We start from the raw sequence: 19,625 nt of genomic DNA on the forward strand, positions 1-19,625 counted from the left end.
GCAGGCGGCGAGTCGGTCCGGCGCCGAGAACTGAGCTCTCGGTGCCGTTTCCGACCGAGTCCGGACTCTACGGACGATACATTGAGGTGTGGCCGGGTGGGGGTCCGCGTATGCATCGTCGCACACTTCTCGGGACGCTTGCGGCCGGCTGCGGGTCGGCTCTGGCCGGCTGTGGCGGCTCGGCAGTCACCGGCGAGGTCGTCGCCAACGAGACGCCGCTGTCCCTGACCCACGAGTACGCTGTCCAGGGGACCCCCTCCGGGACGCGGCTGGTCGTCGACGTGACGGCCGAGAACGACGGGACGGACCGCATCACGACCGAGGGGCGGGTCCCGGAGCTCGCCTGCACGTTTCTGGACGACGACGGCGAACAGCTCTACCGGTCGGGCCTTAAGCCCCGGGACCCTATCGGCGTCGGCGCCACGTCGGCGTTCGAGTTTGCGCTCAGCACCAGCGTGAGCGAGGCCGAACGGTACGAACTCACCGCCACCTGGACCGAGGACTGAGCCGGGCCACGCCGGGCCGGCCGGCGGCCACGCGACGCAACGCCTTTTGAATCCCCGGCCCTGGACCGGGCAATGAGTTCGGACACCCGCTCGAAAGTCGCACGGCTCATCGACGCCTACGACCTCGCGCCCATCGGCGCCGACCTGGAGGCCGCGTGGCTGGGGGAGTCGGGCGAGCGACAGAGCCTGCGGGACCTCGCCGACCGGTTCAACCGGGCGCTCCTGCGCTCGGCGGTTCGGGACGCCGGCATGGACGTCGTCGACGGAGAAATCCGGAACTACTACCGGCTGCTGACCGCTGAGGACGTGAGCGCTGGCAGGCGGGTCGAGGCCGAGAACCGGCTCGACGGGTCGGGCCTCGACGTCGACGGGCTAGTCGAGGACTTCGTCACCTACCAGGCGATACGCCACTACCTGACCGAGGTCCGCGGCGCGAGCTACGAGCGCGACGACCGCGCCGGTGTCGACCGCGAGCGGTCGGTCATCGACCGGCTCCAGAGCCGCGTCGAGCGGGTCGTCCGCGACACCGTCGACCGGCTCGCCGGCGACGGCCGGCTCGCCGTCGGCGACTACCGCGTGTTCGTCAGCGTGGACGTGCTCTGTGAGGACTGTGGCGGCCAGTACACCGTCGGGGAGTTGCTCGACCGGGGTCACTGCGACTGCGACTGACCGATGTTTCGCACCCGGTCGTAGCTGTCGGGCAGCGCCGCGGCGTCCTCGGGCAGCAGTGCGACGACCAGGTAGGGCACCTCGTCGCTGAAGTACTCGACCAGGGCGGCGATGCGGTCGGCGTCGATGGCCTCCAGGGAGTCGAGCAGCATGAACGGGACCTGCTCGGCGACGTCGTGGACGAGATAGCCGGCCAGCGCGAAGACGAGCCCGGTGACCGCCCGCTCCGACTCCGAGAGGTGGGCCACAGTGTCCTCGTAGACGGTCCCGCCGACGGAGCTGCGGACCACGTGGAGCGCGAACTCCGAGCCCTCGATGACCGAGTCGGCGTCGACGGTAGCCACCGAATCGCCCGGGCCGTCGAGCCGTTCGAGCCAGATGCGCTCGACGTTCTCGTAGTCCAGTATGTCGAGCAGGTCGGCCATGCGGTCGTTGAACGCCGTCGTCGCCTCCGTCTCCAGGGTGTCGATGCGGGTCCGCAGGTCGATGAGCTCCTGGACGACGGACTCGCGGCGGCTGACAAGCGCCTCGTCGCGGCGAATCTCCGCTTCGGCCTCGGCAATCTCCGCTTCGATGTCTTCGAGCGTCGATTCCAGCGATTCGAGCGTAAACTCCAGTTCGTTGGCTTCGCTGTGGAGGTCGAGCAGTTCGTCGACCTCGACCGAGCGCAGCGCCGCCACCTCGCCTTCGAGTGCCCGGACGCTGTCCGAGAGGTTGTCCCGTTGCTCCCGCAGGTCCGAGAGGGCCTCCTGGCGGCGCTCTATCTCGGCGTCGACGTCGTCGATTGTGTCGGTGAGCTCCTCGCGTCGGTCCACCATCTCGGTGAGGCGGGTCTGCTCCTCGGCCAGCGTCTCGATTTTGGCCGTCAGTTCGTCTATCTCCGCGAACGTCTCCTGCCGGTGCTCGCGCAGGGTCTCCAGGGTCGACTCGAAGCGTTCGGGCCGGACCGTCGAGCCGCAGGTCCAGCAGGTCGTCTTCGACCCGCGATAGAGCTTGTCGGTGATATCGCCGACGCTGTCGGGCGTCCCGCCCAGGGCGGTGGCGACGCGGTCGTGTGCGCCGTCGGCGAACTCCTCGTTGAGCCCGATGATGGTCTGGAGGCGGGAGGCGTACGTCGAGAGTTCGCGCTTGCGCTCGCGGCGGGCCGAGAGGTCCGATTCCAGCTCCGCGAGCCGGTCTGCCGGCGCGTCGGGGAGGCCGGCCAGTTCGGCGGCGAGCCGCCCGCGTTCCTCCCGCAGGGCCGAGAGGCTCTCCTGTTCGTCGGAGATGTCGGCCCGGACCCGCCGGAGCTCCTCGCGGGTCGCCCGCAGCTCGTCGAGTCGGGTCTCGAGGTCGTCCGAGTTCGGCTGTGTCAGCTCGACCGTGAGGTCGCGCCCGTCGAGGCGGTCCTCGACCTCGGCCAGCTCCTCGCGCGTCGCCGTTATCTCCGACTGCGTTTCGGTGCGTCGCCGTTCCAGTTCCGGGAGCCGCTGTTTGAGCGAGGCGATGGCGTCCAGCTCCTCGTCGATTTCGGCCTTGCGCTGTTCCGCGTCCTGAATCTCGCGGCGCAGCTCCGACGTGTCCACCGGCCGCATGATGATGTCGCGGAGCTCGTCGCCCCGGACGACGGCCCGGCGCGCCTCGTTGTCAGCCAGGAGAAAGGCAAAGAGGTTGGCAAGCGTCGGGTCGGCGAGCAGCCCGTCGCCGGAGCTGACGACCCCGTCTTCCGTCCGCGTAATCCGACGCGTGTACGTCTCCTCACCGAGCGACAGCGAGACGCGCCCCCGCTTCGCGTCGCCTTTGACTGTGGTCCAGTCGCTACCGAGCGCGGCCATCATCGCCGTCAGGAACGAGGTCCGGTTGGTCGCGTTCCGACCGGCGAGGACGGTCACGCCCGGCGACAGGCACACCGTCGCAGACTCGATGCCGCCGATGTTCTCGACGGTCACGGTCGCCTCCCCGTCGGCCGTCATCGCCGGGTGCATGGCTCTATCTCCGCCGGTCCCGATGTTAAGCGCTAGGGCGCGGGCGAGCCCGGCATTTCAGTGTTCCGCCGTTCTCAGGACAACAGAATAACAGGCATATGTTTGTTAGCTATTCGTGAGCGCCCCCATCATTCCGCACACTTTCAATCACCTTAGTCCGCATAACGAGCAAAAACAATCTGTTCCGTGCATAAACGCTAACGTTTATGGTAGATAGTGGATGTAGCTATTGGTGTCGCAACAATGTCAGAGAGCAACAAAACCGAACGCATGCTCCGGTCGCACCTGACCTCCGTCAAGGAGGACCTGATGACCGGCGTGTCGTTCATGATTCCGTTCGTCACCATCGGTGGTATCTTCCTCGCCCTCGCGTACGCGGTGGGCGATACCGAAGCAGTGTTCTCGAACACCGGCTCGGCCGGCTGGTTCCTCGCCCAGGTCGGTACCGCCGGCCTCACAATCATGGTCCCCATCCTGGGGGCCTACATCGCCTACGCCATCGCTGACCGGCCGGGCCTCGCGCCCGGCTTCCTGCTCTCGTACCTCATCCAGGACGGGGCCGTCGTCGCGGAGGCGGCGAAGGTCATCGGCATCTCCGGCGGCGAGGCCGGCGCCGGCTACCTCGGCGCCATCGTCGCCGGGCTGCTGGCCGGGTACGTGGCCCGCTGGTTCAAGGGCCTCGACGTGCCGGAGTTCCTCGCCCCCATGATGCCCGTGCTCATCATTCCGGTCGCCACGATGGCCGTGCTGACGCCCATCATGCTGTTCGTGCTGGGCGTCCCGGTCGCGCTCGCTAACGCGGGCCTCACCGGCTTCCTGGAGGGAATGCAGGGCGGGCAGGCGATTCTCGTCGGAACGATTCTGGGCGGGATGATGGCCTTCGACATGGGCGGTCCGGTCAACAAGGTGGCCTACGTCTTCTCGACGGGGCTCATCACCGAGGGCATCTACGCGCCGATGGCGGCCGTGATGATCGGCGGGATGGTCCCGCCTATCGGCCTGGCGCTGTCGAACTTCATCTCCCCGCACAAGTACGCGGCCGAGATGTACGAGAACGCGAAGAGCGGCGTCGTGCTGGGTTTCTCGTTCATCACTGAGGGCGCGATTCCGTACGCGGCGGCCGACCCGCTGCGTGTCATCCCCGCGGTCGTGGCCGGCAGCGCCGTCGGCGGCGCCGCCTCGATGGCGATGAACGTCACGATGCCCGCGCCCCACGGCGGCATCTTCGTCATCCCGCTGTCGAACAAGCCGTTCATGTTCCTCGCCTGCATCGTGCTGGGGTCGTTCGTCACGGCGGCCGTCGCACTCGTACTGAAACCCGACTTCGAGGACCGCGTCGACGCCGGCACCGAGTCCGCGTCGACGGGCGCCTCGCCGAGCGACGACTAACTCACAATGACAGACCAGATACCCGACGACATCGACGAGCTGATTCCGGCGAGCCACATCTCGCTGTCCGAGCCGCCGGCCGAGAAGGAGGCGACCATCGAGTTCCTGCTCGACTTAGTGGTCGAGTCGGGCCGCGTCGACGACCGACAGGCGGCCCTGGACGCGCTGCTGGCCCGCGAAGAGGAGACGAGCACCGGCGTCGGCATGGGCATCGGTATCCCCCACGCCAAGACCGAGGCCGTCAATCGCCCGTCGCTCGCCTTCGCCCGCTCTGACGAGGGCATCGACTTCGGTTCGATGGACGGCGAGCCCGCGACGCTCATCTTCATGATACTCGTCCCCAAGGAGGGCGGCGAGGACCACCTCACCATCCTCAGCTCGCTCTCGCGGGCGCTGATGCACGACGACGTGCGCGAGCGCTTACACGAGGCCGAAGACGAGAGCGAGGTCCAGGACACGCTCCGGGAGGCCATCGCATGAGCCAGGAGCGCACCGTCGAAATCGTCCCGGAAGCGGGCCTGCACGCCCGCCCGGCGGCGCTGTTCGTCGAGGCGGTCAACGACCACGAGGCCGAGGTCGAGGCCGGTCCCCCCGACGGGGACCTCGTCCCGGCCCAGTCGATGATTGCCGTCACCAGCCTCGGCGTCGGTCACGGCGACGAACTCCGACTCGTCGCCGACGGCCCCGACGCCGGCGCGGTCCTCGACGAGCTAGAGCGAATACTGACAACCCCCGAGGACGAACTAGAGGCGTAACCATGGCATCTCGCACACTCACCGGCACCGGCGCGACGCCCCGCTCGGGACTGGGGACCGTCGTCTGGTACGACCCCGAAATCACACTCCCCGACGCCGACGAATCGGAGGGCGTCGACGCCGAACGCGACCGCTTCGAGGACGCTGTCGAAACCGCACGCGCCGAGCTGGAACACGAGCGGGACGCGACGGCCGAGCGGGTGGGCGAGGAGGAGGCCGCTATCTTCGAGGCCCACATCCAGTTCCTGGAGGACCCGACCATCGCCGACGCGGTCGAGACCAGCATCGAGGACGGGCAACCCGCGGCGCTGGCCGTCGACGACGCCTTCGGCGAGCACATCGAGCAGTTCGAGGGGATGGAGGGGCGCATGGCCGAGCGCGCCGACGACCTCCGGGACGTGCGCGACCGCCTGCTGCGCCTGCTGACCGGCGGCGAGCGGGTGAACCTGGCCGACCTGCCCGAGGGCAGCGTCGTGCTGGCCGAGCGGCTCACGCCCAGCGACACCGCCCAGTTAGACCCCGAGACGGTGGCCGGCTTCGCCACGGTCACCGGCGGCCGGACCTCCCACGCGGCCATCTTCGCCCGGTCGCTGGCGCTGCCGGCCGTCGTCGGCGTGGGCGAGGCGCTGAACGACATCGCGAACGACACCGAAGTCATCGTCGACGGCGACGCCGGCGAGGTGCTCGTCGAGCCCGACGACGACGAGCGCGCGGCCGCACGCGCCGACGAGGGCGCGGACGTGGTCGAAGCGATGGTCGAGACCGGCGACGGCCGCGAGATAGAGGTGGCCGCCAACGTCGGCCGGCCCGAGGAACTGGAGCCGGCCGCCGCCCGCGGCGCGGACGGCGTCGGGCTCTACCGGACCGAGTTCCTCTTCCTCGACCGGCAGTCCCCGCCCGAGGAGGACGAGCAGTACGAGGCCGTCAGGGACGCGCTCGACACCTTCCCGGACGGCCGCGTCGTCGTCCGGACGCTGGACATCGGCGGGGACAAGCAGATACCCTACCTGGACCTCCCCGAGGAGGAGAACCCGTTCCTGGGCGAGCGGGGCATCCGGCGCTCGCTCGACCCCGACTCGGAGCTGTTCCGCACGCAGCTGCGGGCGCTGCTTCGCGCGGCCGCCGACGGCGCCGGGGAGCTGAACGTGATGTTCCCCCTGGTCGCGACCGTCGAGGAGCTGGAGGCGAGCATCGAGGCGGTCAACGACGCCGCCAGCGAACTCGACGACCGCGGCGTCGACTACGAGCGGCCCTCGCTGGGCGTGATGGTCGAGACGCCAAGCGCCGTCTTCATGGCCGACGAGTTCGCAAAGCGGGTCGACTTCCTCTCCATCGGGACGAACGACCTCACGCAGTACGTGATGGCCGCCGACCGCGAGAACGAGCGCGTCGGCCACCTCCACGACCCGACCCACCCCGGCGTGGTGCGCGCGATAGCCGACACCGTCGAGCGGGCCCACGCCCAGGACGCCTGGGTCGGGATGTGCGGGGAGATGGCCGGCAACCCCGACGTGACCGAGCTGCTCGTCGGCCTCGGGCTGGACGAACTCAGCATGAGCGCCGTCACCATCCCCGACGTGAAAGCCGCCGTCAGCGAGACCGAGTACAGTGCCGCACGCGAGCGCGCCGAGAGCGCGCTCCGTGTCGCAACGCGCAGTGAGGTTCACGAGACAATAGACCAATGAAATTCGTCGCCGTCACCGCCTGTCCGACCGGTATCGCACACAGTCAGATGGGCGCCGAAAATCTAGAACAGGAAGCAGAGAGACGCGGTCACGACATCAAAGTCGAGATCCAGGGCGCGATGGGCGCCGAAAACGAGCTCACGGCCGAGGACATCGCCGAGGCCGACGCCGCCATCATCGCCGCCGACACGTCGGTAAGCCGGGACCGGTTCGAGGACCTGCCGCTCGTCAAGGGCACCATCAAGGCCGCCGTCAACGACGTCGAGGGGCTCATGGACCAGGCCGAGGAGGCCGCCGGGGCCGACGCCGACACGGAAGTGACCGTCGAAGCCGACGCGACCGACGACACGGACGACGACCACGACAGCGGCTCGCCGGACGTGCGCCGCGGCGGCGACCGCTCGAAGGGCCTCGTCGCCCGGCTGAAGCGACTGCTGAGCTGAACCCGCCGACCCGTTGGCCCGGCCGCCGAGCCGTTGTCCGAGACACCGACCGCAAACCACGCAGACAACCCAACAGACACACATGTACGATTTCACCGACTCATCGCTCGTCCGCAACGACAAGACGCTAGTGCTCGCTCACGACCACGGGCTCGAACACGGCCCGAAGCAGTTCAGCGGCGTCGAGGAGCGCCTCGACCCCCGAGAGGTGTTCGAGATGGCGACCCACGACGCCGTCACGGCCCTCGCAGTTGGGAAGGGGCTCGCCGAGACCTACTACCCCAGCTACGAGGACGACGTGAACCTGCTGGCGAAGCTCAACGGCAGTTCGGACCTCTGGATGGGCGACCCCTACTCGCCCCAGAACTGGTCCGTCGATTACGCCGCTGAACTCGGCGCCGACGCCATCGGCTACACCATCTACCCCGGCGTCAACAAGGAGCCGGAGATGTTCGAGGACTTCCGTCCGGTCCAAGAGGCCGCCCGTGACCACGACCTCCCCATCGCCATGTGGTCGTACCCGCGCGGCCAGGCCGTCAAGTCACATCGCAGCGAGTCCATCATCGCCTACGCGGCCCGCCTGGGCCTGGAACTGGGGGCGGACTTCACGAAGGTCAAATACCCCCGGAGCAAGGAGGCGATGGCCCACGCCGTCGAGTCGGCCGCCGACAACCGCGTCCTCCTGTCGGGCGGGTCGAAGACATCCGACCGCGACTTCCTCGAACTCGTCGAGGACTGCATGGACGTCGGCGTCTCCGGGCTCGCGGTCGGCCGCAACGTCTGGCAGCGCGAGGACCCCTACGCCATCCTCGATAAACTCGAAGGGGTCGTCTTCGAGGAGGCGACGGCCGACGACGTCCTGGAGGGGTAACGGATGAGCGCCGCACAGACGGAGCATCACGTCCGGCCCGTCGTCGAGGGGGAACCCCTCGCCGTGGGCGAAACAGTGGACATCAGAGACAGCGCGACCGGGGACGCCTTCGCCACGGTCGAGGTCGGCGACGAGGGGACCGTGACCGGCGCGCTGGCGGGCGCGGATGCCGCCCGGCGGTCCGTCCGGGAGACGGCCGTCGCGGGCCGTGCGGGCTGGTGTGAGCGCATCGCGGCCGACCTCCGCGACCGAAAGCCGGCGCTTGCGGACGCGCTGGTCCGGGAGTCCGGCGTGCCGGTGACGAGCGCCCGGGCGGAGGTCGCTGCGGCGGCCGAGCAGTTCGACCGGGTCGCCGACACCCTCAGGTCGCTCACCGGCAAGTACCGCACCTGGACGACCTCGACCCGCGAGGGGGACAACTCGCTGGTGGCGGCGGCCCCGCTGGGGGTCGTCCGCTGCCGACCGAGCGGCCGCGCGCCGCTCGCGAAGGCGGCGCTGCAGGTGGCCCCCGCGCTCGGTGCCGGCAACGCCGTCGTCCTCACGCCGCCGCCGACGGCCGCCGTGACCGTCTCGCTGTTCGCCGAGGCGGTCCGGGCGACGGTCCCGACCGGGGGCGTGGGTTTCGTCCCCACGACGGCCGACGCCGACGCCCCCGAAGCGCGGACGGCCGACGCGGTCCTCGCCGGGGAGCCCGACGGCGTCACGCGGTTCGAGCAGTGGCTCGGCGGCGGGACGGCGACGCTCGTCTTCCCCGACGCGGACCTCGACGCGGCCGCGACCGCGCTCACCGAGGGCGGTCCGAGTGCGGTCGACAGCCGACTCGCCGGCGCGGACTGTGTCATCGCCCACGAATCGGTGCAGGACGCCCTCGTCGAGCGCATCGACGAGCGCATGGCCGACTGGGTGGCAGGCGACCCCTTCGATGAGTCGACAGTCGTCGGCCCGCTGGCCGACGGCGCCACGGCCCGGCAGTTCGAGCGGCAGGTCGACGACGCCGTCGCCGCCGGAGCCAGACTGGTCCGCGGCGGCGAGGTCGACGGCCGCGTCTGCCAGCCGACCGTGCTCGCGGACGTGCCGCGGGAGTCGTCGCTGCGGCGCGAGCCGGTCGCCGGGCCGGTCGTTCCGGTGACGCCGTTCGGGTCGACGGCCACGGCGCTCCGCCTGGTGACCGAGACCGGGCCGGTCGGTCTCGCACGCGTGTTCACCGACCGCCACAGCCTTGCGATGGACGTGGCCGACGCCGTCGATGCGGGGCTCATCGAGATTTACGGGTCCGGCGCCGACGACGGGGGGACCCGACGCGTCGGACTCGACGCCGAAGCCGCCAGGGCCGCAATCAGTCGTCTGACGCGAACGAAGCGGGTGCGAACGCTATGATAGCTACTGTCACACTCAACCCGGCCGTCGACCAGACGGTCAGGACCGACCAGCCGCTCACGCCCGACGAGGTCATCCGGGTCGACGACGCCCAGTTCGACGCCGGCGGGAAGGGCATCAACGTCTCGAAGTACCTCACCGCGATGGGGACCGAGACGGTCGCGACCGGCGTGCTCGGCGGATTCCTCGGCCAGTTCGTCACCGAGCGGCTCGCGTCGGACGGCATCGACGCGCGCTTCGTCGACATCGACGGGACGACACGGCTCAACTCGACCGTCCTCGCGACCGACGGGGAGTACAAGCTCAACCAGCGCGGCCCGACGGTCTCGGCGGCCGAGGTCGGGGCCATCGTCGAGCGGCTGTCGTCGCTGTCGCCCGAGACGGTCGTCGTCGCCGGGAGCCTCCCACCGGGACTGGACACCGACGCCATCGACCGGCTCGCCGAGGCCGGCCCCTGGGAGACCGTCGTCGACGTCGACGGGCCGCTGCTGGCCGAGCTAGACGCCGAATACGCCCTCTGTAAACCGAACGCGCCGGAGCTGGAGGCGGCGACGGGCCTGTCGGTCACCGACGTCGATTCGGCCATCGACGCCGCACAGGCGCTTCGAAAACAGGGGTTCGACCGCGTCGTCGCGTCGCTGGGCGCCGACGGGGCCGTCCTCGTGAGCGAGAACGGCGTCGTCCACGAGCCGGCTATCGACTGCGAGGTCGTCGACACCGTGGGCGCGGGCGACGCGCTGCTCTCCGGGGTCCTGGCGGCCATCGACGCTGGCGCGGACGAGGCGACCGCCCTGCACACTGGCGTCGTCGCCGCCAGCGCCGCAGTGTCGACGCCGGGAACGGCCATCCCGGAGTTGCCCGAACCGAACGCGAGCGGCGTCGAACCGGTCTGAGATCCGATTTTCAGGGAGCGGTCATCCCGTGGATATCGCTGTCGCCGGCGACGAAGACGACGTTGTCCACCACGGCCGGCGACGCGGCTATCGGGCCGCCAGCCGGCAGCTCCCACTGGACGGTGCCGTCGCCAGCCGAGAGGATATACAGCTTGTTGTCGTTGCTGCCGACGTAGACGTTGCCGCCGGCGACCGACGGCGAAGAGCGCACGGTGTCGCCGGTACCGGTCGACCACTGGTGGGCCCCGTCGCCCGCAGCGAGTGCGGTGACGTCGGTCCCGTCGCCGACGTACACCGTGTCGCCGTCGACGGCGGGCGAGGTGTGGACCGGCGCGTCCGTCCCGTAGCGCCACCGCTCGGTCCCGTCAGACGTCGACAGGGCGACGACATCGCCCCCGTCGGTCCCGACGTAGACGGTCCCGTCAGCCACCGCCGGCGAGCCGATGACCGCGCCGCCGAGGTCGGCGGTCCACTGCTCGGTCCCGTCGCCCGCCGCCAGCGCGGTGACCGTCCCCCCGTCGTCGCCGACGTAGACGGTCCCGTCCGCCACTGCCGGCGTCGTCACTACCGCCCCGCCGGTGTCCGCGGACCACTGCTCGGTCCCGTCGGTCGCGACGGCGCTGACGGTGCCGCTGTCGCTGCCGACGTAGACGGTCCCGTCCGCGACCGTCGGCGAGGCCCGGACCGGCAGGCGGTCGACCAGCGGGTTGTCCGAGCCGCCCGCCTCGAAGCGCCACTCCTCGCTGCCGGTCCCGGCCGAGAGGGCGTACAGGTAGCCGTCGAAACTGCCGACGTAGACGGTCCCGTCCGCCACCGCCGGCGACGAGCGGACCAGGCCGTCGGTTTCGAAGCGCCACTGCCGGGCACCGTCGACGGCTGAGAGGGCGTGGACCGCGTTGTCGTTGCTCCCGACGTAGACGCTGCCGTCGACGACTGCCGGGGAGCTGAAGACCTGTGCCCCTGTCGAATACCCCCACTGGCTGATGACGTTCGTCGTCGGACCGGTCTCCTCGGCCGCCACGCCGGTGTTGGCGGCGTTGTGTCCGAACATCGGCCAGTGGCCGATGTCCGCGGGGATGGAGGGGTCGCCGGTCGGGGTCCGGTTTTCGGAATCGTTGGAACAGCCGGCCAGCGCGGCCGCCCCGGCCGCGCCGAGCGTCGCGAGATACCGTCGCCGCGTCTGTCGCCAGGGCATGGAGACCTGTTCCGTGGCACCCGAAATAAAGCCATTCGATACACGACGGCCGGACTCACCACGGGAACAGTGCGGAATACACGCCGAAAGTCAGGAATCGAAACGAAGGCCTCAGAGCCGCCAATAAAAGGTCTCCGTCTACCTGAACCCGCAATATGGTCTGGATTCGAGGCGTAAAATCGGTTGAAACGCGGGCGTTTCGGTGAACAGTCCTGAATCCGTGCTAGGGGTCTGGCATTTATATGTGGATACGGGGTGATGGAACGGATACGCGACGAACCAATGTCCACGCACGAACCCTCCACCACCCGACTACCCGCCCGCGCCGCCGACGTCGACGCCCTGGTCGGCAAGGCCCGGACCGCTGTCAGCGGCGCGGCCTTCTGGGCGAGCATCCCGCTCCCGCTCGTCATCCTCGCCGCCCTGCTCTCGGGCGTCGCCACGGCCGCCCCACTCGTCCTCGTTGCACTCGTCGTCCTGAACGTCTGCTGTGCCGCCATCGGCCACTCCTACACTCCCACCAGATGACACTCGAACACAGAACCGAGCAACGTCCCGCCAAGACCCGGCTGTTCTGCCCGGCCTGCGGCCACGAGAGCCCGCTCGACGGCGACTGGATCGGCGACGACCGGACGGCCAGGCGCCGCCTGCTGTGTCCCAGCTGTGGGGACCCCGTGGTCGACCAGCCACAGGTCTGACTCCACTCCGGGTGGTCGTCCCGACCGCCGGACACGAGAGTCCTCTCCCAACGACCGGCGATAGTTTCTATCAGGATAGAAGGGTAACTCGCGTCGTATCAGTTACCGTACCATCTAAATCAGATTTCGGACGTACGTGAGCGCGCGCTTCGACCCTTGCCGGACCCGTTCGAACGGCGGCGTCGACGACTGGTACTGGATGGCGTTTATGTTCCGGAGGACCTCGGCCTCGTTTTCGAGGCCCTGTCGGAGCGCATCCTTCTCGAAGGACATCTGCTGGTACTTGACGTTTCCGCGCTTCTGTTCCTCCCAGCTGCGGATGCGCGAGACGAACGTGAACCTGTCGTACCCCTCCGACGCGACGATGTGGGTGTGGCGGGACGTGCTCTCGGGCTGGTAGTCGTCGGCGGATTCGTCGGGCTTGGCCTCGATTATCACGATGTACTCGTCGTTGCCGATACCGAGCAACCGCTCGTTCTGGGCGCCCATGCTCGGCCGTGGCTCCAGTCCCCGTTTCTCGAACGACGCCACGATGTCGCCGAGCGAGTTCCAGTCGATGATATCGGCGGCAGTTATCTGCTCGGTATTCACACCCACACTTTTCCGGCCATCCATTTCAACCTGTGGTCCACCGGTGTAGACACCCGCAGACGCACAAATACGGGGAGTCACCTGCAGGCTGAGACGCCAGCCGAGCGCCGTGAGTAACGGGCGATGCCACGGTTGCGCTCGGGCCATGCGGGGGCGACTATGGAGGATTGGGCGACAGGTAGTATCAGATTTGCATATTAGTTCGAGTTCCGATACGACGGCCCGGCGGTCGGGCGGCCCGCGACAGTCAAGGCCGGGCGCCGCCCATCTCGACGCGGTCGTACTCGCCGGTCACCGCCTGAGCGTCCTCCGGCAGAAGCGCGACGACGAGGTGGTCGGGGAAGTCCGCGAAGTACTCGACCAGCGCGGCGATGCGGTCGGCGTCGATGGCCTCCAGCGAGTCGAGCACCATCACCGGCACCGTCTCGTGGACGTCGTGAACGAGATAGCCCGCCAGCGCGACGACGAGGCCGATGACCTCGCGTTCCGACTCCGAGAGGTGGCTCAGGGTGTCCTCGTAGACGACGTCATCGGCCGTCGCCCGGACCACGTGGAGGGCGAACTCGCTTTCGTCGTCCGCCACCGTGCGCTCGATCCACACCCGCTCGATGTTCTCGTACCCGAGCGCGGCCCGGACCGTCTCCATGTGGTCGTTGAACGTCTCGACCGCCGACCGTTCGAGCGATTCGACGCGGGTGCGGGCGCGTTCGAGTTCGCTCTCGCGCTCGTCGAGCCGCGACTCGATGTCCGTCAGTCGTGACTCCGCCTCCCGGACCGTCTCCAGTTCGGCCTCGACGGACGCTATCTGCTCTTCGAGCTGTCCGCGCTCGTACTCCAGCTCCGACCGGCGGCGGTACTGTTCGAGCAGGTCGCTCCCCCGAAGCCCCTCGGCGCTTTCCTCCAGCTCCTCGATGCGGTCGTGCAGCTCCTCGGCCCGGGTCGAAAGCTCCGCGACCGTCCCCTCGCGGTCGGCTATCTCGGCTTCGATGTCGTCCAGTTCGTCCTCCAGCGCCTCGCGCCGGTCGGTCGCCTCCCGACGGTCTGAGAGGTCTGCGCGCCTGGATTCGAGCGTCGAACGGAGCTCGTTGCGTTCGGCCCGCTTCTCGTCGACGACCGCCCGGAGGTCATCGAGCTGGTCGTCTATCGCCCCCCGGCCGACGGTCGTCCCGCAGGTCCAGCACTCGACTGTCTCGGTTGTGCTGTCCTCGACGCCCGGCAGCTCCCCGTCCCCGGTCACCTGTTCGTTGAACTCCACGATGGAGAGGAGGCTCGATATCGTGGTTTCGAGGTCCCGAACGCGGCGCTGCAGGCGCTCGATCTCGGCTTCGGCGCGGTCGGGGTCCACGTCCGGGACCGACAGCTCGTCCAGTTCGGCGCGCACCTCGTCGCGTTCCTCGCGCAGCGAGGCGACGGCGTCCCGCTGTGTCTCCAGCCGGTCCCGGACGCGCTCGTAGCTCCCTCGGACGTCCGTGAGCTCGTCGGCGGCGTCCTCGGCCCGTTCGACGGCCCCGGCGTCGGTCTCGGCGTCTTCTACGGCCGCCCGGACGGCGTCGAGCTCCTCGGTGGTGTCGGCGAGGGCCTCGCGGTGGTCGGCCAGCTGCCGTTCGAGTGGCGAGCGGCGTTCGGCCGTTCGCTCGGCCGCCGCCCGGTCCTCCCGGAGTGACTCGATGTCCCGCCGGGTCCGCCGTATGGTCGCCTCCAGTTCGTCCGTGTCGACGGGCGCCATGATGAACGACCGGAGCGCCTCGGTGTCGCCCCGCGCGACCGCTCTGCGGGCCGGGTTGTCGGCCAGCAGGCAGCCGTACTGGTCGACGAGCATCGCCTCGTCGGAATAGGGGTCCCCGCCCACGCGGACGGTCTCGCCGTCCCGCTCGAAGGTCCGGGTGTAGTCGGTGCCGTCGAGTTCCAGCGTCACCGAGCCCCGGTCGGCGTCGGCTTTCAGCGCCCCCGTAGAGCCGCCCAGCGCGGCGCCGATGGCCCGCAGGAGCGAGGTCCGGTTGGTCGCGTTCCGGCCGGCGAGAACGGTCACGCCCGGGGACAGGCGCACCGTCGCCGACTCGATACCGCCCAGGTTCTCGACGGTCACTGTCGTCTCTCTGTCCGTCATCGTTCACCGTGTCCGCTGTGTTGGGAGTTCACTGTCGATGGCCTCACTGGGTCTGGGCGTCCGTCTCGCAGTCACAGCCGCCCCGGTCGAGGAACCGCTCGACGGGGTAGCTCCCCCCGCAGTCCGCACAGGAGACGCGGACGACGGTGGTCACGTCGACGGAGCCACAGTGGAACCCGTCGGTGCCGTCCAGTCGCTCGATGGTCCGGCCGACGATACCCTGGCTCCGGGAGCGGGCCCACTCGATGGTCCCCTCGGCGTCGTCGACGGACAGCGAGCGCTCCCGGGCGGTGTCGACGCCGAGACACTCCCGGAAGTGGCTGCGGACCGTCTGGTAGGAGACGAAGTCGCGGTCGAGTTCGGCCGGGTCGACGCCGACGCGCGACAGCCAGGCCTCCGTCTCCGTCCGCACGCCCGCGCTGACGTCCTCGCCGGTGAGGTTCCGGTAGATGGAGGCGGCGTCCCGGAGCACGTCGGTGTCGGCCCCCTCCAGGGCCGCCTGGAGGACCGCCTCGTTCACGACGGTCTCCAGACGGCGGAGGCTGGCGCCGTCCGCCCGGCGCTCGCGCAACCGCTCGTCGAGGCCGTCGAGTCCGTACTTTCCGGCCGTTCGACCGAGCTTGCACGAGCAGGCCCCCGAGACGCGGTCGCCGTCGCTCATCGGTCGAGCGCGGCGGCGCGGTCGTACGCGTCGGGACATCCTATCACACCACCACGTTGCCTCTAGTCCCTACTTATGCGTTGTGTCGTTCCCAGGTGCGTACGACTGCGGTCCCCATCCGGCGATAGGACCGGCTTACTCGCCGGCGACCGACAGCACGACCGGTTTTCGAGCGCGCAGAACATCGCGCGCTGTCGCGTTCTTCGTAACATCGATACTGGTGTTAAATTTATCGTGTGCGAGGAACCGCCGGCATAACGCCCTTGAACCTGGTGGCGGTAGATAGTGTATGTCGAACGACAGTTCCGACGCGGAGACCGAGGAGTCACGGGAGCAGGGCGTCGAATTCGGGGAGCTGAACGCGGCGCTGGAGCAGGTAGAGTATCCGACGACACAGGAGCAGCTCTTGGCGGAGCACGGCGAGGAGACCCTGGACCTGGCCGACGGCGAGGTGACGCTCGCGAGCGTGCTCGCCGAGCAGGAGTCCGCCGAGGAGACGGACACCATTGAGTACGACTCCCCCGAGGCGGTCCGGCAGGCCGTTCTCAACATGGTCGGGGACCGCGCCGTCGGCCGGACCGACTACAGCGACCGCGGGGGGTCGCTCCCGGACGAGGACGGCGAGGCGGAGAGCGACCAGTCGCTGTAAGCGCCACCTCAGACCGGTCCTCCGCCGGCGAGTCCGGGCCCGGCGGTCGGTCCCAGATAGAGGAGCGAGGTCGGGTCCGGGAGATACCCCAGAACGACAGCGAGGAGGTACAGGAGCGCGACGAGCGCGAGCAGGAGGATGAGACCGATGAGGTACCAGTACGTGTCCTCGACGGTCGCTACGGGTGGGGCCGCCATACCGACACGTCGACCGGTCGGCCGAAAAGTATGTGCCAGTGATATTTCATCGGCGGGGAATAAGTGTCACTGATAATACTTTTCGGTGCCCGGCGCGTACATCGGACATGGCCGACGAACCCGTCCGTTCGGACGCCGGCACACAGCGGGACTGGGCCGACATGGAGACGCTTCTGGACGTGATGGTGAATCTCATCCCGATGGGGATTTTGCTGTTCTTCGTCGGGCTGTACACCGTGTTTCAGCCCTGGGAGTGGGACCCGGTGATGTTCGTGCTCATGCACTTTCTGACCCTGTTCCCGTTTCTCCTGTTGGCGCTGCTGACGTACGTCTCGGCGCAGGCCATCGCGGGCGCCGAAGCAGGGGAGTGACCGTCAGGCCGACTTGCCGGCGGCGGCCACTTCCCGGCGTTCGGGGGAGACACGCTTCGTCGCCGCGTCGTACGCCAACAGTCCCAGGTCGTCCAGCATCGGGAGATGGACGTGATGGAGGCGACAGCGGAGGGCCGCCGGGCACCCGACGGACTCGTCGCCGGTCCGTTCCGCCTCCCGTTCGAGGTGGACCGCGATGTCTTCGAGTGTCGTATCGACGCCGCCGGTCGCCGTGTCCAGCGACTCGATAACGAGCCGTCGCTGTCCGTCTGCGAGCAGGCGATGGCGTGTCGGTTCGTCGAGGTCGGAGAGGCTGTGGTGGGAGTTCATGTGTTCGGTTCCGGGGCGTCCGGTATCTCCACAAGTGCCAGGACAGAGTAATGTACTCGGCCTAAACGGCTAGGGCCGGCGGCCACCCGTTCGGTCCCCGAGAGGGGCGGCCCCGTCGTACAGCGGGCTGAAAGCGCCCAGGCGGCGTCGCCGGCCACGCACTGGACAGTTCCCGACAACGGAAGGTTCAAGCGCGCGCCGACCTGACAATCAGTATGGATTTCCAGGGAGTGTCCACGCAGCTGCAGGAGACGCTGGCGGTGTTCGACCGGCCCGGAGCGGGGACACCGCTGACGACGAGCGAGGTGGCGAGCGAGCTGTCGGTGTCGCGGCGAAGCACGTACGAGCGTCTCACGCGGCTGTCGGAGCGGGGGCTGTTGAAGACGAAGAAAGTGGGGGCCAAAGGCCGCATCTGGTGGCGGGACAGCGAGCCGACGGCCGACCTCGAACGGCGCGTCCGTCAGCAGGAGGTCGTGGCGGAGCTGGGACAGTACGCGCTCGCGGACCACGACATCGAGTCGGTCCTGCAGCTGGCCTGTGAAGGCGTCACCGAGACCCTGGGGACCGACTACTGCAAGGTCCTGGACCTGGCCGAGGACGGCGAGTCGTTGCTGCTTCGGACCGGCGTCGGCTGGCGGGACGGCATCGCCGGTTCCGCCACGGTGTCGGCGACCGACGACGACTCACAGGCGGCCCACACACTGGCCACCGACGAACCGATTGTCGTCGACGACCTACAGACCGAGCGCCGGTTCAGCGGCCCCGACCTGCTGAGAAGCCACAACGTCACAAGCGGCATCAGCGTCATCATCGGGACCGCCGAGGAGCCGTGGGGAATCCTCGGCACCCACGACACCGAGCGGCGGTCCTTCGGCGCCTACGACGTGAACTTCGTCCAGTCGGTCGCGAACATCCTGGCGTCGGCGATAACCAGGCGCGAAGGCGAGGCGGCGCTGGTCAGTCAGCGCAAGCAACTCGCCGCGCTGACCAACCTCCAGTCGGTCGTCCGCGTGACCACGGACGCCGTCATCGACCAGTCGACCCGGAGCGAAATCGAGTCAGTCGTCTGTGAGCACCTGGCCGCGAGCGACTCCTACGAGTTCGCCTGGATCGGCGACGTCGACCACCGGTCACAGAGGGTCCGGCTCAGAGCCGAGGCCGGCGTCGACGACTACCTCGACGGGACCACTATCTCGGTCGACCCGGACGACGAACGGAGTGACGGGCCCACGGGACGGGCGTTTCTGACCGGCGAGACGCAGACCTCCGACCACATCCGGACGGACCCGGACTACGAGCCGTGGCGCGACCACGCCGACGAGTACGGCTACCAGTCCTCGGCCGCCATTCCCATCGTCCACGAGGGGGCCGTCTACGGCGTCCTGAACGTCTACGCCGACCGACCGGCGGGCATCACCGGTCGCGAAAAGACCGTCATCACACAGCTCGGCGAAATCGTCGGCCACGCCATCGCGGCCGCCGAGCGCAAGCGTGCGCTGTTGAGCGATACGGTGACCGAACTGGGCTTTCACCTGGGGGATATCGGCGCTCTCCTCGGCGTCGACGACGGCAGCGGGACGGTGACCGTCGATGATACGATTCCGGTTTCCGACGGCGAGTATCTGCTGTACGGGACGGTGACCCGGGACGCCGCCGAGCTGATTACGGCCGTCGGCGACCGGCTGGACCACTGGACGGGGGCCGAGATACACGACTGGGACAGCGAGGGACGGGCCAGCTTCGAGGCGCGGCTCCGGGACCCGCCGGTGCTTACGGCCCTGGCGAACGCCGGCGGCGGTATCGTGGAGGCCGGAGTCGAGGACGGGCGGGCCCACATGACGCTCCAGCTCCCGCCGGGCGGGGACGTACGGAGCGTCATCGAGACGGTCCAGACGGTGTATCCCGGCGCCGAGATGCTGACCCGGCGCCAGACCACGCGGGAGCGGATACAGACGACGACGCTCGAAATCGGCGCGGAACTGACCGACCGACAGTCGGCCGTCCTCAGAGCCGCCTACCGCGCGGGCTTTTTCGAGTGGCCCCGCCCGGTGTCCGGCGAGGACGTCGCCCACTCGCTCGGCATCTCACCGCCGACCTTCCACCAGCATCTCCGGAAAGCGGAGAAAAACGTCTTCGACACGCTGGTCCCGGCGCTCCTGTGACTGACGCGGACGGTCAGTGTCGGGAGTACCGTCCGGGCCTCGGTCTCGAACGCCGTTTTCCGGACAGCACCCTAAATCCCGAAACCGACGAGTAGCGCTGTCTTGCACCGGG

General features: G+C 68.9%; 22 protein-coding genes. 15 read left to right on the forward strand and 7 right to left on the reverse strand.

Annotation, left to right across the window (positions count from 1 at the left end):
• The first annotated feature begins 110 nt into the window (after positions 1-110).
• Complete coding sequence (locus tag NJQ98_RS06600) at positions 111-506, forward strand: hypothetical protein (RefSeq protein ID WP_262177196.1); 396 nt, start codon at positions 111-113, stop codon at positions 504-506.
• 72 nt (positions 507-578) lie between these two features.
• Complete coding sequence (gene rdfA, locus NJQ98_RS06605; protein WP_262177198.1) at positions 579-1,175, forward strand: rod-determining factor RdfA; 597 nt, start codon at positions 579-581, stop codon at positions 1,173-1,175.
• Here the strand turns inward: rdfA (NJQ98_RS06605) and NJQ98_RS06610 are convergent.
• Complete coding sequence (locus NJQ98_RS06610) at positions 1,157-3,139, reverse strand: archaea-specific SMC-related protein (RefSeq protein WP_262177199.1); 1,983 nt, start codon at positions 3,137-3,139, stop codon at positions 1,157-1,159. The genes rdfA (NJQ98_RS06605) and NJQ98_RS06610 overlap by 19 nt on opposite strands.
• A 243-nt stretch (positions 3,140-3,382) precedes the next feature.
• Between NJQ98_RS06610 and NJQ98_RS06615 the strand changes: the two genes are divergently transcribed.
• The 8 genes from NJQ98_RS06615 (at position 3,383) to pfkB (ending at position 10,552) form a co-directional block, all read left to right on the forward strand.
• Positions 3,383-4,528 carry a PTS fructose transporter subunit IIC gene (locus tag NJQ98_RS06615; protein WP_262177201.1) on the forward strand — a complete coding sequence of 382 codons (1,146 nt, stop codon included), beginning with the start codon at positions 3,383-3,385 and terminating at the stop codon, positions 4,526-4,528.
• A gap of 6 nt (positions 4,529-4,534) precedes the next feature.
• The gene (locus NJQ98_RS06620) at positions 4,535-5,008 is read left to right on the forward strand and encodes a PTS sugar transporter subunit IIA (RefSeq protein ID WP_262177203.1); all 474 of its coding nucleotides are present in this window, start codon (positions 4,535-4,537) and stop codon (positions 5,006-5,008) included.
• Positions 5,005-5,283 (forward strand): HPr family phosphocarrier protein, encoded by a 279-nt coding sequence (locus NJQ98_RS06625; RefSeq protein ID WP_262177205.1) that lies wholly within the window; start codon positions 5,005-5,007, stop codon positions 5,281-5,283. Before NJQ98_RS06620 ends, NJQ98_RS06625 begins: the two co-directional genes overlap by 4 nt.
• A 2-nt stretch (positions 5,284-5,285) precedes the next feature.
• Positions 5,286-6,968 carry a phosphoenolpyruvate--protein phosphotransferase gene (gene ptsP, locus NJQ98_RS06630; protein WP_262177208.1) on the forward strand — a complete coding sequence of 561 codons (1,683 nt, stop codon included), beginning with the start codon at positions 5,286-5,288 and terminating at the stop codon, positions 6,966-6,968.
• The gene (locus tag NJQ98_RS06635) at positions 6,965-7,411 is read left to right on the forward strand and encodes a PTS fructose transporter subunit IIB (RefSeq protein WP_262177211.1); all 447 of its coding nucleotides are present in this window, start codon (positions 6,965-6,967) and stop codon (positions 7,409-7,411) included. Before ptsP ends, NJQ98_RS06635 begins: the two co-directional genes overlap by 4 nt.
• Before the next feature lie 82 nt (positions 7,412-7,493).
• Positions 7,494-8,282: a class I fructose-bisphosphate aldolase gene (locus NJQ98_RS06640; protein WP_262177213.1), complete on the forward strand. Its 789-nt coding sequence runs from the start codon at positions 7,494-7,496 to the stop codon at positions 8,280-8,282.
• A gap of 3 nt (positions 8,283-8,285) precedes the next feature.
• Positions 8,286-9,659 (forward strand): aldehyde dehydrogenase family protein, encoded by a 1,374-nt coding sequence (locus NJQ98_RS06645; RefSeq protein WP_262177216.1) that lies wholly within the window; start codon positions 8,286-8,288, stop codon positions 9,657-9,659.
• Positions 9,656-10,552, forward strand: coding sequence for a 1-phosphofructokinase (gene pfkB, locus NJQ98_RS06650; RefSeq protein ID WP_262177219.1), 897 nt, complete (start codon positions 9,656-9,658; stop codon positions 10,550-10,552). The genes NJQ98_RS06645 and pfkB overlap by 4 nt, the downstream gene beginning before the upstream one ends.
• Positions 10,553-10,562: 10 nt before the next feature.
• Here the strand turns inward: pfkB and NJQ98_RS06655 are convergent, their stop codons facing one another.
• Positions 10,563-11,747, reverse strand: coding sequence for an outer membrane protein assembly factor BamB family protein (locus NJQ98_RS06655; RefSeq protein ID WP_262177222.1), 1,185 nt, complete (start codon positions 11,745-11,747; stop codon positions 10,563-10,565).
• Positions 11,748-12,029: 282 nt separating this feature from the next.
• Here NJQ98_RS06655 and NJQ98_RS06660 point away from each other — a divergent pair, with 282 nt between their 5' ends.
• Positions 12,030-12,275 (forward strand): DUF8028 family protein, encoded by a 246-nt coding sequence (locus NJQ98_RS06660; RefSeq protein WP_262177225.1) that lies wholly within the window; start codon positions 12,030-12,032, stop codon positions 12,273-12,275.
• The gene (locus NJQ98_RS06665; protein WP_262177227.1) at positions 12,272-12,445 is read left to right on the forward strand and encodes a hydrogenase maturation nickel metallochaperone HypA; all 174 of its coding nucleotides are present in this window, start codon (positions 12,272-12,274) and stop codon (positions 12,443-12,445) included. Before NJQ98_RS06660 ends, NJQ98_RS06665 begins: the two co-directional genes overlap by 4 nt.
• Positions 12,446-12,559: 114 nt before the next feature.
• Here the strand turns inward: NJQ98_RS06665 and NJQ98_RS06670 are convergent, their stop codons facing one another.
• From NJQ98_RS06670 to rdfA (NJQ98_RS06680), 3 genes are all read right to left on the reverse strand, one after another.
• Positions 12,560-13,036: a hypothetical protein gene (locus NJQ98_RS06670; protein ID WP_262177229.1), complete on the reverse strand. Its 477-nt coding sequence runs from the start codon at positions 13,034-13,036 to the stop codon at positions 12,560-12,562.
• Positions 13,037-13,283: 247 nt separating this feature from the next.
• Positions 13,284-15,143 (reverse strand): archaea-specific SMC-related protein, encoded by a 1,860-nt coding sequence (locus tag NJQ98_RS06675; RefSeq protein WP_262177231.1) that lies wholly within the window; start codon positions 15,141-15,143, stop codon positions 13,284-13,286.
• Positions 15,144-15,186: 43 nt separating this feature from the next.
• Positions 15,187-15,804, reverse strand: a complete 618-nt coding sequence (gene rdfA / locus NJQ98_RS06680) for a rod-determining factor RdfA (protein ID WP_262177234.1) — start codon at positions 15,802-15,804, stop codon at positions 15,187-15,189.
• 289 nt (positions 15,805-16,093) lie between these two features.
• Between rdfA (NJQ98_RS06680) and NJQ98_RS06685 the strand changes: the two genes are divergently transcribed.
• Positions 16,094-16,453, forward strand: a complete 360-nt coding sequence (locus NJQ98_RS06685) for a DUF5789 family protein (protein ID WP_262177236.1) — start codon at positions 16,094-16,096, stop codon at positions 16,451-16,453.
• Between the two features lie 8 nt (positions 16,454-16,461).
• Here NJQ98_RS06685 and NJQ98_RS06690 read toward each other — a convergent pair whose 3' ends face one another.
• The gene (locus NJQ98_RS06690; protein ID WP_262177237.1) at positions 16,462-16,650 is read right to left on the reverse strand and encodes a hypothetical protein; all 189 of its coding nucleotides are present in this window, start codon (positions 16,648-16,650) and stop codon (positions 16,462-16,464) included.
• Between the two features lie 107 nt (positions 16,651-16,757).
• Here NJQ98_RS06690 and NJQ98_RS06695 point away from each other — a divergent pair, with 107 nt between their 5' ends.
• On the forward strand, positions 16,758-17,021 hold the full coding sequence (locus NJQ98_RS06695; RefSeq protein WP_262177239.1) for a DUF6684 family protein: 264 nt from the start codon (positions 16,758-16,760) through the stop codon (positions 17,019-17,021).
• A gap of 3 nt (positions 17,022-17,024) precedes the next feature.
• Here NJQ98_RS06695 and NJQ98_RS06700 read toward each other — a convergent pair whose 3' ends face one another.
• Positions 17,025-17,351, reverse strand: a complete 327-nt coding sequence (locus NJQ98_RS06700) for a DUF7344 domain-containing protein (protein ID WP_262177241.1) — start codon at positions 17,349-17,351, stop codon at positions 17,025-17,027.
• Between the two features lie 215 nt (positions 17,352-17,566).
• On the opposite strand from NJQ98_RS06700, the gene NJQ98_RS06705 reads away from it, so the two are divergent.
• Entirely contained in the window at positions 17,567-19,513 is a 1,947-nt protein-coding gene (locus NJQ98_RS06705; RefSeq protein WP_262177243.1) for a GAF domain-containing protein, read from the forward strand.
• Positions 19,514-19,625 lie beyond the last annotated feature (112 nt).

The sequence above is a fragment of the Haloarcula laminariae genome (assembly GCF_025457605.1).
GTDB classification, from domain to species: Archaea; Halobacteriota; Halobacteria; order Halobacteriales; family Haloarculaceae; genus Haloarcula; species Haloarcula laminariae.